The sequence below is a fragment of the Caulobacter sp. CCUG 60055 genome, from assembly GCF_022750545.1.
GTDB lineage: Bacteria > Pseudomonadota > Alphaproteobacteria > Caulobacterales > Caulobacteraceae > PUIC01.
In genome coordinates this window covers 95,074-109,884 of the sequence record NZ_PUIC01000003.1, presented here as the reverse complement: position 1 = coordinate 109,884, position 14,811 = coordinate 95,074, and the positions used below count along the sequence as shown (strand labels likewise).

The 14,811-nt window shown below is 70.4% G+C and carries 14 protein-coding genes; 5 read left to right on the top strand and 9 right to left on the bottom strand.

The window, feature by feature from the left end:
* The first annotated feature begins 22 nt into the window (after nt 1-22).
* From recQ to C5708_RS05560, 3 genes are all read left to right on the top strand, one after another.
* A complete protein-coding gene (gene recQ / locus C5708_RS05570) occupies nt 23-1,855 on the top strand; it encodes a DNA helicase RecQ (protein WP_242919638.1) in 1,833 nt (610 codons plus the stop codon).
* 76 nt (nt 1,856-1,931) lie between these two features.
* Nucleotides 1,932-2,327 carry a GFA family protein gene (locus C5708_RS05565; protein WP_242918711.1) on the top strand — a complete coding sequence of 132 codons (396 nt, stop codon included), beginning with the start codon at nt 1,932-1,934 and terminating at the stop codon, nt 2,325-2,327.
* Between the two features lie 82 nt (nt 2,328-2,409).
* Entirely contained in the window at nt 2,410-2,820 is a 411-nt protein-coding gene (locus tag C5708_RS05560; RefSeq protein ID WP_242918710.1) for an SRPBCC domain-containing protein, read from the top strand.
* 28 nt (nt 2,821-2,848) lie between these two features.
* Here C5708_RS05560 and gyrB read toward each other — a convergent pair whose 3' ends face one another.
* Genes gyrB through C5708_RS05545 form a run of 3 tightly spaced genes read right to left on the bottom strand, consistent with a single transcriptional unit; the run spans nt 2,849 to nt 6,764 of the window.
* Nucleotides 2,849-5,287, bottom strand: coding sequence for a DNA topoisomerase (ATP-hydrolyzing) subunit B (gene gyrB, locus C5708_RS05555; RefSeq protein ID WP_242918709.1), 2,439 nt, complete (start codon nt 5,285-5,287; stop codon nt 2,849-2,851).
* A 2-nt stretch (nt 5,288-5,289) separates the two neighbouring features.
* Nucleotides 5,290-6,429, bottom strand: a complete 1,140-nt coding sequence (gene recF, locus C5708_RS05550; RefSeq protein WP_242918708.1) for a DNA replication/repair protein RecF — start codon at nt 6,427-6,429, stop codon at nt 5,290-5,292.
* Between the two features lie 47 nt (nt 6,430-6,476).
* Complete coding sequence (locus tag C5708_RS05545; RefSeq protein WP_242918707.1) at nt 6,477-6,764, bottom strand: GIY-YIG nuclease family protein; 288 nt, start codon at nt 6,762-6,764, stop codon at nt 6,477-6,479.
* Between the two features lie 78 nt (nt 6,765-6,842).
* Here C5708_RS05545 and C5708_RS05540 point away from each other — a divergent pair, with 78 nt between their 5' ends.
* A complete protein-coding gene (locus tag C5708_RS05540) occupies nt 6,843-7,769 on the top strand; it encodes a DMT family transporter (RefSeq protein WP_242918706.1) in 927 nt (308 codons plus the stop codon).
* Here C5708_RS05540 and C5708_RS05535 read toward each other — a convergent pair.
* The 6 genes from C5708_RS05535 to mutM all read right to left on the bottom strand — a co-directional run bounded on the left by C5708_RS05535 (nt 7,766) and on the right by mutM (nt 13,895).
* The gene (locus C5708_RS05535; protein WP_242918705.1) at nt 7,766-8,515 is read right to left on the bottom strand and encodes an SDR family NAD(P)-dependent oxidoreductase; all 750 of its coding nucleotides are present in this window, start codon (nt 8,513-8,515) and stop codon (nt 7,766-7,768) included. The two genes, C5708_RS05540 and C5708_RS05535, sit on opposite strands and share 4 nt — an antisense overlap.
* 118 nt (nt 8,516-8,633) lie before the next feature.
* Nucleotides 8,634-9,752 (bottom strand): DNA polymerase III subunit beta, encoded by a 1,119-nt coding sequence (dnaN, locus tag C5708_RS05530; protein ID WP_242918704.1) that lies wholly within the window; start codon nt 9,750-9,752, stop codon nt 8,634-8,636.
* A gap of 143 nt (nt 9,753-9,895) precedes the next feature.
* Nucleotides 9,896-11,344, bottom strand: a complete 1,449-nt coding sequence (gene dnaA / locus C5708_RS05525) for a chromosomal replication initiator protein DnaA (RefSeq protein ID WP_242918703.1) — start codon at nt 11,342-11,344, stop codon at nt 9,896-9,898.
* 406 nt (nt 11,345-11,750) lie between these two features.
* On the bottom strand, nt 11,751-12,020 hold the full coding sequence (rpsT, locus tag C5708_RS05520; RefSeq protein ID WP_242918702.1) for a 30S ribosomal protein S20: 270 nt from the start codon (nt 12,018-12,020) through the stop codon (nt 11,751-11,753).
* 119 nt (nt 12,021-12,139) lie between these two features.
* A complete protein-coding gene (locus C5708_RS05515) occupies nt 12,140-13,009 on the bottom strand; it encodes a TraB/GumN family protein (RefSeq protein ID WP_242918701.1) in 870 nt (289 codons plus the stop codon).
* 22 nt (nt 13,010-13,031) lie between these two features.
* Entirely contained in the window at nt 13,032-13,895 is an 864-nt protein-coding gene (gene mutM, locus C5708_RS05510) for a bifunctional DNA-formamidopyrimidine glycosylase/DNA-(apurinic or apyrimidinic site) lyase (protein ID WP_242918700.1), read from the bottom strand.
* A 140-nt stretch (nt 13,896-14,035) separates the two neighbouring features.
* Here mutM and C5708_RS05505 point away from each other — a divergent pair, with 140 nt between their 5' ends.
* Nucleotides 14,036-14,806, top strand: a complete 771-nt coding sequence (locus C5708_RS05505; protein WP_242918699.1) for a class I SAM-dependent methyltransferase — start codon at nt 14,036-14,038, stop codon at nt 14,804-14,806.
* Nucleotides 14,807-14,811: the final 5 nt, after the last annotated feature.

Genomic DNA, 14,811 nt, shown 5'->3' with positions numbered 1-14,811 from the left:
GGTGCTTGCTGATTCCCATGCCCTGACGCCTTCGCTGGACGTCGCCCGCGGCATTTTGCGCCGGACGTTCGGCCATGCCGATTTCCGCGGCCTGCAGGCCGGCGTCATCGGCGAGGTGCTGGCCGGGCGCAGCGCCCTGGCGGTGCTGCCCACCGGCGGCGGCAAGAGCCTGTGCTACCAGATACCCTCGCTCGTCCGCCCCGGCCTCGGCCTGGTGATCTCGCCGCTGATCGCCCTGATGGCCGATCAGGTGGCGGCGTTGCAGCAGTCGGGCGTGGCGGCCGAGAAGCTCGATTCCAACACCAGCCTGGATGCGCGGAGCGACATCTGGCGGCGCATCAACGACGGCGCGCTCGACCTTCTGTACCTGTCGCCGGAAGGCCTGATGCAGCCGTCGATGCTCGACCGGCTGTCGCGCCTGCCGCTGGCCCTGATCGCCATCGACGAGGCGCACTGCGTCAGCCAGTGGGGCCACGACTTCCGCCCCGAATACCGCATGCTCGGCCGCCTGGCCGAGGTGTTTCCCGAGGCGCCCCGGCTGGCGGTCACCGCCACCGCCGACGCGCGGACCCGCGACGACATCCGCGCCGAGCTGCGGCTGCAGGACTGCGCCGAGTTCGTCGACAGTTTCGCCCGGCCCGAGCTCGCCCTTTCGGCCGAGCGCAAGCAGGGCGCGGCGGGGGCGCGGGTGATCGAGCTGGTCAAGGAGCGCATGGGCCGGGCCGGGGTGATCTACGCCGGCTCGCGCGACGGCACCGACAAGCTGGCCGAGAAGCTGCGGGCCGAGGGCGTTCCGGCCCTGGCCTATCACGCCGGCCTCGACAAGACCCTGCGGGCCGACCGGCTGGAGCAGTTCCTCGAGGCCGAGGACGCGGTCATGGTGGCGACCATCGCCTTCGGCATGGGCGTCGACAAGCCGGACGTCCGCTTCGTCATCCACGCCGATCCGCCGGCCTCGATCGAGGCCTACTGGCAGGAGATCGGCCGGGCCGGGCGCGACGGCCAGCTGGCCGAGGGCATCAGCCTCTATTCCGCCGCCGACATGGCCTGGGCGGTCCGGCGCATCGACGGCCGCGAGGTCGAGGACGGGGTCAAGCAGGTGCAGCTGCGCAAGCTGCGTCAGCTCTACGCCATGCTCGACGGCGTCGGCTGCCGGCCGGCGGCGGTGCGCCGCTATTTCGGCGAGGCGAACGTGCGCCCGTGCGGGCAGTGCGACCTGTGCCTCAGTCCGCCGGAATCCATCGACGCCACCGAGGCGGCGCAGAAGGCCCTGTCGGCGGTGCACCGCCTCAGCGGCGACGGCTCGGGCCGGTTCGGCCGCGGCCGCATCGTCGACCACCTGCTCGGCAAGACCAAGGACGTGCAGCCGTTCGAGGCCAAGCTGTCGACCTTCGGCGTCGGCCGCGAGTTCAGCGCCGTCGGCTGGCGCGACCTGCTCGACCAGCTGTTGTTCGAGGGCCTGCTGCGCGAGGACCCCAACGAGGGCCGGCCGTTGATCGCCCTGGGCGACGCGGCGGGCGTCAAGGCGGTCTATCGCGGCGAGCAGAGGGTGTCGGTGCGCAAGCCGGCCGAGACCGACAAGGCCGGCGCCCGCTCGCGCCGGCGGCGCGGCGGCGAATCCCTGGCCGTCGCCCCGACCGATTTCCCGCTGTTCGAGGCCCTGCGGGCGTGGCGCCGCGAGCGCGCGGCCGAGCAGCACGTGCCGCCCTATGTCATCTTCCACGACGCCACCTTGGCCGACATCGCCCGCCTGAGGCCCGCGACCCTGACCGACCTCGCCTTGGCGTCCGGCGTCGGCCAGGGCAAGGTCGAACGCTACGGCCAGGCGGTGCTCAAGGTCGTGCGCGACAACTGATCCGCGGCCTTGCGGCCAAGCGGGGCGAACCGGAAGGCGCCTGCGTCTTCCACACGGAAGGAAGGGCGCAGTTCCGATGGCGCATCCCGGCTCCTGTCACTGCGGCGCGGTGCGGTTCCAGGTCGATTGGGACATCGACGAGCTGACCACCTGCGACTGCTCGCTCTGCGTCAAGCGCAACGCCGTCATGGCCAAGGTTCCCGAAGGCGCCCTGGCCGTGCTGGCCGGACAGGAGGCGTTGTCGCTCTATCAGTGGAACACCCGCCGGGCGATGCACTACTTCTGCCGGGTCTGCGGGATCTACGTGTTCCATCGCAAGCGTTCCGCCCCCGACCACTTCGGCGTCAACGCCTTCTGCCTCGACGGGTTCGATCCGGCCTCGGTCCCGCGCCGGCCCACCGAGGGGGCGAATATGAGCGTGGTTGATCCGCACGCCCGCGCCGACCTTCCCGGGCCGCGTCGCCCCGACTGAACCGCCGCGCCCGCGATTCCAATTGACCCATCCATAACTCGCTGGATATATGTTTGATCAATAGCTGGGAGGTTATGGGTCAATGAGCCAAGCATCGGTCGAAACGCTGTCCGTGGTCGTCGAGAGGGAGATCGCCTATCCTCCCGAAAGGATCTGGCGCGCGCTCACCCAGCCGCACCTGATCGAGGAATGGCTGATGAAGAACGACTTCCAGCCTGTCCTCGGCGGGCGTTTCGAGCTGCGCGCGGAGTGGGGCTCCCTCGCCTGCGAGGTTCTGGAGATCGAGCCGCACCGGACGCTGTCCTACACCTGGAACGGGCTCGGCCTGGAAAGCGTCGTCACCTGGACGCTGACGCCGACCAGCACGGGCGCGCGCCTGCGCATGGAGCAATCGGGCTTCCGGCCGGAGCAACGCCAAGCCTATGTCGGGGCGCAGGCCGGCTGGCCCCGACTGCTGGCCGAGCTGGAGCAGGTGCTGGCCCGGCTGGACTAAGGTCTGCCGGGGCCTGCCGGGGCCCGTCCTAGACGTCGACCTCGGCGTCCAGGGCGTTCTCCTGGATGAACTCGCGCCGGGGCTCGACCAGCTCGCCCATCAGCCGGGCGAACATGTCGTCGGCGTCGTCGGCGTGGTTGACCCGGACTTGCAGCAGGGTGCGCGCGTCGACGTCCAGCGTGGTCTCCCACAGCTGTTCGGGGTTCATCTCGCCCAGGCCCTTGTAGCGCTGGATGGTCAGGCCCTTGCGGCCGGCGTCGAAGATGGCGTTGAGCAGGTCGAGCGGCCCGCGCACGGTGGTCGCCTTGTCCTTGCGGCGGAACGTGGCCAGGCCCGAGAAGGTCTCGGCCAGCTTGGCGGCGCGCTCGGCCACCCGCCGGCCGTCGGCGGCGTGGGTGAGCACCTCGTCCAGCACGATCCGCTCGGAGACGCCGCGCCGCACCCGGCTGAACACGAAACCGGTCTCGGCCTTCTCGCCGCTCCACGGGCCGTCGCCCTCTTCGGCGTAGAGGTCCAGGCGGCGGGCGGCGGCGGCCGGATCGGGGTGGTCGCCGAACAGACCGGCCAGCGCCGCCTGCTCGACCGCGAAGGCCGGGGCGCGGGCGGCCAGCCGGTCGATGTTGGCGCGGGCCTGACGGGCGGTCTGCACCAGGGCGGCCAGATCGGCGCCGGCCAGGCGCTCGCCCGAGGCCAGGTCCAGGATCGCGCCTTCAAGGCCCTCGTCGACCAGGAAGGCCTCCATCTCGGCGTCGTCCTTGAGGTAGCGGGACGAGCGGCCCTTGGCGGCCTTATAGAGCGGCGGCTGGGCGATATAGAGATAGCCGCGCTCCAGCACCTCCGGCATCTGCCGGTAGAAGAAGGTCAGCAGCAGGGTGCGGATGTGGGCGCCGTCGACGTCGGCGTCGGTCATCAGCACGATCTTGTGGTAGCGCAGCTTCTCGATGTTGAAGTCGTCGCGGCCGATCCCCGCGCCCAGGGCGGTGATCAGGGTGCCGACCTGGTCGGACGACAGCATCTTGTCGAACCGGGCCCGCTCGACGTTGAGGATCTTGCCGCGCAGGGGCAGGATGGCCTGGTTCTCGCGGTTGCGTGCCTGCTTGGCCGAGCCGCCGGCCGAGTCGCCCTCGACGATGAACAGTTCGGACTTGGCCGGATCGCGTTCCTGGCAGTCGGCCAGCTTGCCGGGCAGGGAGGTGATGTCCAGCGCCGACTTGCGGCGGGTCAGTTCGCGCGCCTTGCGCGCGGCCTCGCGGGCGGCGGCGGCCTCGGCGATCTTGGAGACCACGGCCTTGGCCTCGGCCGGGTGCTCCTCGAACCACTGGTTCAGGCCCTCGGACACCAGGCTTTCCACCGCCGGGCGCACCTCGGACGAGACCAGCTTGTCCTTGGTCTGCGAGCTGAACTTGGGGTCCGGCACCTTGACCGACAGCACGCAGGTCAGGCCCTCGCGGGCGTCCTCGCCCGACAGCGACACCTTCTCGCGCTTGGTCGCGCCGGAACTTTCGGCGTAGCCGGTGATCACCCGGGTCAGGGCGCTGCGGAACGCGGCCAGGTGCGTGCCCCCATCCCGCTGCGGGATGTTGTTGGTGAAGCACAGCACGTTCTCGTGATAGCTGTCATTCCACTGCAAGGACAGATCGACCTCGACCTTGTCCTTGCGGCCGCGGATGACGATCGGGGCCTTGATCAGCGAGGCCTTGGCCTTGTCGAGGTGACGCACGAAGGCCTCGACGCCGCCCTCGTAGGACAGCACCTCCTCGAACGGCTCGGCCCCGCGCAGGTCCTTGAACACGATCCGGACGCCCGAGTTCAGGAAGGCCAGCTCGCGCAGGCGGTGCTCGAGGGTCTTGCGGTCGAACTCGATGGTCGAGAAGGTCTCGGTCGAGGGCATGAAGGTGACGGCGGTGCCGGTCAGGAACTCGCCGGCCTTGTCGCCTTCGGTGCGCTTGGGGGCCGTGCCGGTCACCGCCAGGGGCGCGACGGCGTCGCCGCGCTCGAACCGCATCTCGTGCTGCAGGCCGCCGCGATAGACCTTGAGCAGCAGATAGTCCGACAGGGCGTTGACCACCGACACGCCCACGCCGTGCAGGCCGCCCGAGACCTTGTAGCTGTTCTGGTCGAACTTACCGCCGGCGTGCAGCTGGGTCATGATGACCTCGGCCGCCGAGACGCCCTCGCCCTCGTGGATGTCGGTGGGGATGCCGCGCCCGTCGTCGGTGACCGTGGCCGAGCCGTCGGCGTTGAGGATCACCTCGACCAGGGTGGCGTGGCCGGCCAGGGCCTCGTCGATGGCGTTGTCGACCACCTCATAGACCATGTGGTGCAGGCCCGAGCCGTCGTCGGTGTCGCCGATGTACATGCCGGGGCGCTTGCGCACCGCGTCCAGGCCCTTGAGGACCTTGATGGAATCCGCGCCGTATTCCCCGTTGGCTTCGGGGGCGTTGGTCTCGGGAGTATCTTCGCTCATGCCTAGTCCGTAACAGCCAGCCGGGCGGCGTCAACCTGCACGCCCTGGGCCCGCCCTTTCAGGTCGTCAAACAGCGCCTCGTCGGTTCCAGTGAGAAAAGCCTGGAGCCCAAGCGCTTCGATTTCGTCGAAAAGCGCCGCGCGCCGGATGCGGTCCAGATGCGCAGCCACTTCATCCAACAGCAATATAGGATTCGGCGCGCCTTCCGCACGTGAAAGTCGCGAGGCCTGGGCCAAAACCAGGTTCAAAATCAGCGCTTTCTGCTCTCCGGTCGAGCATTCGGCGGCGGGGCGGTCCTTTTCGCGATGGACGACGGCGAGATCGCCGCGGTGAGGACCTGTCAGGCCGCGGCCGGCGGCGGCGTCGCGTTCGCGGCCGGCGCGCAGGGCGGCGGCCAGGCGGGCGGCGATCTCGGCCGCCTCCAGCCCCTGGCCGGCCATGCGCTCCCAATCCCCGGTCAGGCTCAGCGCCCCTTGCGGGAAGGGGCGGCCGTGGCGGTGGTCGATCTCGTCCTGCAGCGCGATCAGGGTGCGGGCGCGGGCCTCGGCCATGTGGGCGCCGGCCTCGGCCATGCGCGCCTCCAGCGCCGTCAGCCAGTCGGGGTCGGGCGGCGCGTCCGCCGTCAGCAGCCGCATGCGCTCGCGCAGGGTCTTGTCGTAGGCGGCGGCGAAGGCGGCGTGAGCGGGCTCGGCGGCGAAGGTCAGGCGGTCGAAGAACCGCCGCCGCTCGGCCGCGCCCTCCAGGAACAGCCGGTCCTGCTGCGGCGTCAGCCAGACCAGGCGCACCAGGTCCGCCAGGCGCCCGGGGGGCGCGTTCTCGCCCTCCAGCCGCACCACGCGCCGCGCGGCCCCGGCGGTTTCCAGGCCCGTGCCCAGCCGGGTTTCGCCGTCCGCGCCCTCGACCCGCGCCGCCACGCTCCAGGCCCGGCCCTGGGCCTCGCCCGGCAGGCGGCGGCCGATCTCGGCGATGGCCGCCCCGCGCAGGCCGCGTCCCGGCGCCAGCAGGCTGACCGCCTCCAGGAGGTTGGTCTTGCCCGCCCCGTTGGCCCCGAACAGGAACGCCGGGCGGCCGTCCAGCGCCAGCTCGGCCCGCTCGTAGGAGCGGAAGTCGGTCAGGGTCAGATGTGTCAGGACGGCGCGCATCTACAGACCGCCGCTCATCCCCGCGAAAGCGGGGAGCCAGGCGTTTTTCAAAGCTGCAGGTCCTGGAACAGGTCGCGCCACCCCGGATTGAATCGCTCGATCAGTTCGATTTTCCACGCCCGATTCCATTTTTTCATCTGGCGTTCGCGGTGAAACGCGCCGTCGCGGCTGTCGTGGACCTCATACCAAACCAGACGATCCACGCCATATCGCGCCGTAAATCCCGGGCGCAGCTTCTGCTTGTGTTGCGAGGTGCGTGTGATCAGGGCTTCGGTCGATCCGATATAGAGGGTCCCGTTCCGATCGCTCGCGAGCATGTAGACATAGAAGGCCATGGGAAAAAGCCTGGATCCCCGCTTTCGCGGGGAGGAGCGGGGTTTGTGGCGACCAACCAACCCCGGCTATAGCAGCTTATGTCCAAGAATCCGCACTGGGTCGCCTCGGCGTCGATCCTGTTGGCCAGCCTGATCTGGGGCGCGAGCTTTCCGGTCCTGCGCTATCTCCTGGAGGCGGGCGTGCAGCCCCTGGCGCTGATCGCCGCGCGCTTCGCGGTCGGCGCCGCCGGGCTGGCGGTCGTGCTGGTCCTGACCCGCACCCGCCTCGATCTGCGCGCCCTGGTCCAGGGCGGCGTGATCGGCCTGGTCCTGGCGGTCGGCTACTGGTTCCAGACCGACGGGATCCGCTTCACCACCAGCTCCAAGGCCGCGTTCATCACCGGCCTGTTCGTGCTGTTCACGCCGTTGCTGTCGGCGATGCTGGGCCAGCCGGCGCGGGGGCGCCACGTGGCCGGGGCGCTGCTGGCGGTCGTGGGTCTGCTGTTGCTGGTGCGCCAGCCCGGCGCGCCGCTTGGCGGCTGGACGCGCGGGGATGGCGAGAACCTGGTCGCGGCCATGGTGTTCGCCGTGCAGATCGTGCTGATCGCCCGCTTCGCCCGGGCGACGCCGCCCCTGGCGCTGGCCTTCGTCCAGATCGCCGTGGTCGCGGTCGCGGCCATGGCGGCCCTCGTCGCGACGGGCCAGCCGCTGCGGCCGCCGGTCCATGCGCCCGCCGGCGTCTGGGCGGCTCTGGGCTTCCTCGGCCTGGCGGCCACCGCCCTGGCCTTCGCGATACAGTGCACGATGCAGGCCCGGCTGGGGGCCACCGAGGCGGCCGTGCTGTTCTCGCTGGAGCCGGTGTTCGCCACCCTGCTGGCGGTGTCGGGATGGGCGCCGGGCGTGCATGAACACCTCGCGCCGATCCAGTGGGCGGGCGCGGCGGTGCTGGTCGGCGCGGCGCTGTGGGCCGAGCGCGGGCCGGCGCTGATCGGGATCGGGCCGCGCCGCGCCGGGCCGCAGACCTAGCGCTCCTGGTCGGTGGGCCGCATCAGGATCTCGTTGATGCCGACGTGCGGCGGACGCGTCACCGCGAACAGCACGGCGTCGGCGATGTCCTGCGCCTGCAGCTGGCGCATCGCCTCGGCGCGGGCGTTGACCGCCGCCCGGGTCGCCGGGTCGCCGATGTGGTCGCGCAGCTCGGTGGCGGCCATGCCGGGCGAGATGACCGTGACGCGGATGTTGTCCTGACAGACCTCGCGCCGCAGGGATTCCGAGAATCCGGCCACGCCGAACTTGGTCGCGGCGTAGGCGGCCGACAGCGGGTTGGCGACGTGGCCGGCCACCGACGAGATGTTGACGACATGGCCGTCCCGGCGCGCCTTCATGCCCGGCAGGGCCGCCTGGCTGGCGGCGATCAGGCCCAGGAGGTTCAGTTCGATCATGCTGCGCCAGCGGCCGAGGTCGGCGGTGACCACCGGCTCCAGGTACATGACACCGGCGTTGTTGATCAGGATGTCCAGCCGGCCGAAATGGCGCTCGGCCTCATGCACGGCGGCCTGGGCCTGCGCCTCCCGGCTGAAGTCGGCCACGATGACGTGGGCGTCGCCGCCGTCGTTGCGGATGCGCTCGGCCAGGGCCTCCAGCCGGTCCTTGCGCCGCGCGGCCAGGGCGACCTTGGCGCCCGCCTGCGCCAGGGCCGCGGCCATGGCCTCGCCAAATCCCGAAGACGCGCCGGTGACCAGCGCGATGCGTCCATCCAAGCGGTCGCCCATGGTCAATCCTCGTGTTGCGTTAAACGGAAACAAGCCCTGTCCGGCGGGCAGGGCCTGTTTCTCATATAAGCGCCTGGCGGCGGATTGCCGATCCCGAGGGAGACCGCGAAGGCGGAGATCAGACCCGCAGCGGCATCAGCACGTACTGGACGCCCGGATCGCTGGGATCGAGCACCAGGGTCGGGCTGGCCGGGTCGGCGAAGCGGAATTCGGCCTGTTCGCCCTGGATCTGGCCGGTGACGTCCAGCAGGTAGCGGGCGTTGAAGCCGATCTCGAAGCCTTCGCCGTCGTAGTCGACTTCCAACTCCTCGACGGCCTGGCCGGCCTCCATGTTGCGCACGGTCAGGACGATCTTGCCCGGCTCGACGGCCATCTTCACCGAGCGCGACTTCTCGGCCGAGATCGTCGCCACGCGGTCGACGGCGGCGGCGAACAGGGCGTTGTCGACCATCAGCACGCGGTTGTTGTCGCGCGGGATCACCCGGCCGTAGTCGGGGAACGAGCCGTCGATGACTTTCGAGGTCAGGGCGGCGCGGCCGGCCTCGAAACGGACCTTCTGCGGGCTGACCTGCAGCTCGACGCTCTCGCCGGCGTCGTCGAGCAGGCGGCGGACCTCCTGCACGGTCTTGCGCGGCACGATGACGCCGGGGGCGCCAGCGGCGCCGTCCGGCGCCGGCATCTCGGCCAGGGCCAGGCGGTGGCCGTCGGTGGCGACGGCGCGCAGCTTGGCCTGGTCGCCCTCGACCACCACGTGCAGGTAGAGGCCGTTCAGATAGTAGCGGGTCTCTTCCGTCGAGATGGCGAAACGGGTCTTGTCGATCAGGCGGATCAGGTCGTTGGTGTCGACGCTGATGCGGCTGGACAGGCCCTCGGACGACATCACCGGGAAGTCGCCGGCCGGCAGCACCGGCAGGTTGAAGCGCGAGCGGCCGGCCTGGATCGACAGGCGCGGGTCCTCGCTGGTGAAGCGCAGCTCGACCTCGGCGCCGTCGGGCAGTTTGCGGACGATCTCGTAGAGGGTGTGGGCCGGGGCGGTGATCTGTCCGGCGGTGTCGATGCGCGCCGGCGTCTCGTCGACGATCTCCATGTCGAGGTCGGTGGCCGACAGGGCCAGGCCGTCCTTGTCGGCCGACAGCAGCACGTTGGACAGGATGGGAATGGTGTTGCGCCGCTCGACGACGCTCTGAACGTGGCCCAGCGCCTTGATGAGAGCCTGACGCTCGATAGTAAGCTTCATTCGTCCGGTCCTGGAAGGCCGCGCGGCAAAGACCATCCCCCGGCGCGACCGTGAAGAGGACCTCGGAGATTAGCGAAAAAGCGCAGGCGGGGAAGGGGCCGCGGGTGGTTTTACCGTGGGCTTTTTCGCGTCGGCGCGGCGGATCAGCCGCGCAGCTTGCGGGTCAGCGCCTCGAGATCGCGCGCCATCTGCGCGTCCTCGCCCTTGAGCGCCTCGATGCGACGCACGGCGTGCAGGACGGTGGTGTGGTCGCGCCCGCCGAAGCGGCGGCCGATGTCGGGCAGCGACCGGGTGGTCAGCTGCTTGGCCAGCCACATCGCCGCCTGGCGGGGGCGGGCGATCGAGCGGTTGCGGCGCTCGGAGATCAGGTCGGCCTGCTTGAGGCCGAAATGCTCGGCGGCGGCTTTCTGGATGTCGTCGATGGTGATGCGCTTCTCCCCGCCGCGCAGGTGCGGGCGCAGGATGGCCTGGGCCTCGTCGAGGCCCAGGGTCGAGACGCCTTCGCCCAGGCGGGCGACCAGGGTGTTCAGGGCGCCTTCGAGCTCGCGCACGCTGTCGGTGAAGCGGTCGGCGAGAAACTGCAGGACCTCGGGCCGGGCGGTGGCTGCGCGCAGGCCCTGCTGGCGGCCCAGGACGTCGAGCTTCATCTCCAGGATGCCCATGCGCAGGCTGCGGTCGGCCGGCTCGATGCCGCAGACCAGGCCCGCCTGCAGGTGCGAGCGCAGGCGCGCGTCCATCTCGACCATGGCCGAGGGCGCGCGGTCGGCGGAGAACACCACCCGGCGGCCGTCCTCGACCAGGGCGGTCAGGGTGTGGAACAGCTCTTCCTGGGTCGACTGCTTGCCGGCGATGAAGTGCACGTCGTCGATCAGCAGGAGGTCGGCGGCGCGCAGCTCTTCCTTGAAGGCCGCCGTCTGGCGGTCCATCAGGGCGCGCACGAAGGTCGACAGGAACCGCTCGGCGGTCAGGTAGATGACCTTCTTGTGCGGGGCGACGCGCATGGCCTCCCAGGCCAGGGCGTTGAGCAGGTGGGTCTTGCCGAAGCCGTAGGGGCCGTGGAACAGCACGGGGTTGAAATGGCCGTCGGCCCAGGACGCCACCCGCCGGGCGACGGCGTAGGCGAACTCGTTGGCCGGGCCCGGCACGAAGCTGTCGAAGGTGAAGCGTTCCTGCAGGCCGGCCATGCGGGCCGGGCGGGCGCCCGCGCCGCCGACGGGCGCCACGTCGGGCACGTCGGACGAAACGGGCTCGGCGATCTCGATCTCCAGGGCCAGCGGCTCGGCCGAGGCGGCGGGACCGCCCTCGGCCTCGAACTCCACCCGCGACTTCAGGTCGAGGCGGCGGCCTTCGGGGTCGTTCTGGGCCCACAGCTCGGAAATGCGGCGCCACGCGTTGCGGCGAATCCAGTCGCGCGCGATGCCGGTGGGGGTGACGAGAACCAGGGCGCCGCCATGGCCTTCGCGCAGCGACGCCTGGGCCAGCCATGAACCGAAAGCGGCGTCGCCCAGCTCGGATTTGAGCGCCGAACAGGCTTTCACCCACACCGCTCCCGCCTGGATTCGATCCACCCCAGCCATGGCCGTTTTCGTCATCTGCCCCAATCCCAGCCGAACCTGCACCAGCGTGGCCGATCGCTCCCCCCGGTGCGGTCGCCGACGCCAAGTCTTCCCCCATTTTTCGGAACGCAAGGGTCTGCGCCGGCGACGCACATAGTCGCCGAGCCCTTTTTCATCCGTAATAAGATGGAAGACCGTTAGACCTTCAGACTAGCTAGCGGCCCCCGAGGGTCAACGGGGATTCTTCGCGCCGTCTGCGGATATTTCTGTTGACTCCCGGAAGCCCCTCTAAGCTCAGGGAAATACCGTTGAGATGGTTCCGTTCACTGAATAGGCGACCATCGTTACAGCAAATAAGCCTAGACAAAAGCCGGCCGCGACGGGTGTCGGGCCGGCTTTAATTTATTCAATACTATCAAGAAGTTGCGTCGAAACGCCGAGCTCAGGCGGCGGCCAACTTCTTCAGTCGAGCCGCGAGCCGCGACACTTTGCGCGCTCCGGTGTTCTTGTGAACGACGCCCTTGGAGACGGCGCGCATCAGCTCCGATTGAGCCTCGACAAAAGCGGTCTTGGCGGCGCCCGCGTCGCCCGTGGCGACGGCCTCTTCGAACTTGCGCAGGAAGGTCCGCACGCGCGAGCGGCGGGCCTTGTTGACCTCGGTGCGGCGCTCGATCTTACGGATCGCCTTCTTGGCGCCGGGGTTGTTGGCCATGGGTTTCGGACCTCAAACGGACAGCAAGCGCCGAACAGCTCGCGCGGCGCGGAAAATCAGGAGTGCGCGCATATACGGGAAGGCGGCAGGCAGGTCAATGCGCAACCGCGGCCTCCCGGTCACGGACCGTCCACCGCGACGCCCTCGGCCCGCAGCAGCGCCGGCACGCCGCCGGGGCCGATCAGGTGGCCGATGCCGACCACCATCACCGTCCGGCCCGAGCCGGACAGGCGCGCCCTGATGGTCTTGACCCAGGCGGCGTTCCTCTGGGTGATCAGCACCTGATAAAGGCGCGGCGACGACTTGAGCATCGGCTGCAGGGCCTGCTGGTCGAGGGCGGCGATGTCGCCCGCCGTCCAGGCGTCGACCAGCTTCTTATAGCTGTCGGGCTCCTCTTCGATCTCGCGCAGGGTCTCTTCCAGCGAGGCGGCCTGGTCCTGGAGCGAGGCGTCGGCGAAGAAGCCGATCTGCTGCTCCGGGGTTTCGAAGGCGCGCCGGGTGGTCGCGGCCGGGGCCTCGGCCGACAGCCGCCGCTCGACGCCCTGCTCCTCGAGCCCGCCCTGCTGGCGGAAGGCGGCGACCGAGATCGCCACCTCGGCCAGCCATGGCTGCAGGCGCTCCAGCCCGGCCATGGACGTGGCCAGCTTGGCGGCCACCCTCTGCAGCCGTTCGCGGCCGGCCGGGCTCAGGGTCTGGGACAGGGTCTGGCCCTCGGACAGCATGCCCCGCTGCATGGCCAGCCGCCCGACGGCCGACTGGCTGGCGTCGTCGAACGGAATTTCGAACCACAGGTCGTCGGCCCGGTCGACCGCCTCGCGCAGGGCCGGCGGCTCCCAGGCCACGCCCGGCGGCAGCACGTGCACCGAGCCGAACAGGACGATGGTCGAATCCTTGTCGTGGATGGTCCACACCGGCGGCTGGGCGGCGGCGAGGCCGGCCCACGCCCACAGGGCGGCCGCGGCGAGGCTGAGGCGGAACGGTTTGCGCATGACGTCTCCGGAGACCCGCCGGTCAGGTCTGGCAGACGGGACAGAAAAAGGTGGAGCGGCCGGCCTGGACCAGCCGCTCGACGGTTCCGCCGCAGCCGGCGGTGGCGCAGGCTTCGCCCTCGCGGCCGTAGACGCGGAAGCGATGCTGGAAATAGCCAAGCACGCCGTCCGCCCCGGCGTAGTCGCGCAAGGTCGAGCCGCCGGCGGCGATCGCTTCCTCCAGCACCGCGCGCACGGCGTCGGCCAGGCGTTCGATCCGCGCCCGGTCGACGGCTCCCGCCGGCCGGCGGGGCGAGATTCCAGCGCGATGCAGCGCTTCGCATACATAGATGTTGCCGAGCCCGGCCACGACCTTCTGATCGAGCAGCAGGGTCTTGGGCGACTGGGTCCGGCCCGCGAAGGCCGCCGCCAGCCGGTCGGCGTCGAAATCGGGGCCGAGCGGCTCGGGGCCCATGCCGGCGAACCAGGGATGACGGTCGAGGGCGTCCGTGGGGACCAGCCCCATGAAGCCGAAGCGGCGCGGGTCGGAATAGGCGACGCGGGCGCCGCTCTCGGTCTCGAACACCACGTGCACGTGCTTGGGATCGGCGGGCGCGGCGTAATAGTAATCGGCCGGCCGGACCGCGCCGCTTCCGTCGTCGACGTCGAAGCGGCCGGTCATGCCCAGGTGCATGACCAGGGTGTCGCCCCGGTCCAGCGGGGCCAGCAGGTACTTGGCCCGCCGCCGCAGGTTCTCGACGCGCGCGCCGGTCAGGCGCTGGACGAAATCGTCGGGGAACGGAAAGCGCAGGTCCGGACGCCGCGTCTCGACCCGGGCCAGCCTGGCGCCGTCCAGGGCGGGGGCGAGGCCCCGGCGGACGGTCTCGACCTCGGGCAGTTCGGGCATGGTCGCTCCTCGGCCGGCGGCGGCGAGGGCCGTCGACGGTCCATCCTATTTATAGCTTGGGGCCGGCGCGCCAAGGGGGACGAAGCCCGCCCGCCGGTCCGCACTTTTGCAAACCGCCGCCAGCGGCTACTACAGCGTCCATGACCCAATCCGCTCGCGAACCGCGCGCCACCTTCGGCTTCAAGGACGTCGATCCCGCCGACAAGCCGGGCCTCGTGCGCGGCGTCTTCGACCGCGTGGCCAAGCGCTACGACCTGATGAACGACCTGATGAGCGGCGGCGTGCACCGGCTCTGGAAGGACGCGGCGGCGGCGCGGCTGAACCCCCAGCCGGGCGAGCGCATCATCGACTGCGCCGGCGGCACCGGCGACATGGCCCGCCGTTTCGCCAGGATGGCGCGGGCGGCCCAGGCGCGGCGCGGCGGGCCGGACGCCGAGATCCTGGTCGTCGACTACAACGCCGAGATGATCGCCGCCGGCGTCGAACGGGGCGGCGAGCCCGAGATCTGCTGGTCGGTGGGCGACGCCCAGCGCCTGCCGTTGCCCGACGCCTGCGCCGACGCCTATGTGATCTCGTTCGGCATCCGCAACGTCACCGACATCCAGGCCGCCCTGGGCGAGGCCCGCCGGGTGCTGAAGCCGGGCGGCCGCTTCCTGTGCCTGGAATTCTCGCGCCCGGTGACCGAGGCCCTGCAGAAAGCCTACGACGCTTATTCCTTCAACGTCATCCCGACGATCGGGCAATGGGTGGTCAAGGACCGCGAGTCCTACCAGTACCTGGTCGAGAGCATCCGCCGTTTCCCCGACCAGGCCCGGTTCGCCGAGATGATGGGCAAGGCCGGTTTCGTCCGCGCCGGCTGGACCAATTTCACCGGCGGCGTCGCCGCGCTGCATCACGGCTGGGCCGCCTGAGCCGA

Coding starts and splice junctions, on each gene's coding strand:
- C5708_RS05565 (WP_242918711.1), top strand. CDS start 1,932: ATGGCGCATCCCGGCTCCTGTCACTGCGGCGCGGTGCGGTTCCAGGTC.
- C5708_RS05560 (WP_242918710.1), top strand. CDS start 2,410: ATGAGCCAAGCATCGGTCGAAACGCTGTCCGTGGTCGTCGAGAGGGAG.
- gyrB (WP_242918709.1), bottom strand. CDS start 5,287: ATGAGCGAAGATACTCCCGAGACCAACGCCCCCGAAGCCAACGGGGAA.
- recF (WP_242918708.1), bottom strand. CDS start 6,429: ATGCGCGCCGTCCTGACACATCTGACCCTGACCGACTTCCGCTCCTAC.
- C5708_RS05545 (WP_242918707.1), bottom strand. CDS start 6,764: ATGGCCTTCTATGTCTACATGCTCGCGAGCGATCGGAACGGGACCCTC.
- C5708_RS05540 (WP_242918706.1), top strand. CDS start 6,843: ATGTCCAAGAATCCGCACTGGGTCGCCTCGGCGTCGATCCTGTTGGCC.
- C5708_RS05535 (WP_242918705.1), bottom strand. CDS start 8,515: ATGGGCGACCGCTTGGATGGACGCATCGCGCTGGTCACCGGCGCGTCT.
- dnaN (WP_242918704.1), bottom strand. CDS start 9,752: ATGAAGCTTACTATCGAGCGTCAGGCTCTCATCAAGGCGCTGGGCCAC.
- dnaA (WP_242918703.1), bottom strand. CDS start 11,344: ATGACGAAAACGGCCATGGCTGGGGTGGATCGAATCCAGGCGGGAGCG.
- rpsT (WP_242918702.1), bottom strand. CDS start 12,020: ATGGCCAACAACCCCGGCGCCAAGAAGGCGATCCGTAAGATCGAGCGC.
- C5708_RS05515 (WP_242918701.1), bottom strand. CDS start 13,009: ATGCGCAAACCGTTCCGCCTCAGCCTCGCCGCGGCCGCCCTGTGGGCG.
- mutM (WP_242918700.1), bottom strand. CDS start 13,895: ATGCCCGAACTGCCCGAGGTCGAGACCGTCCGCCGGGGCCTCGCCCCC.
- C5708_RS05505 (WP_242918699.1), top strand. CDS start 14,036: ATGACCCAATCCGCTCGCGAACCGCGCGCCACCTTCGGCTTCAAGGAC.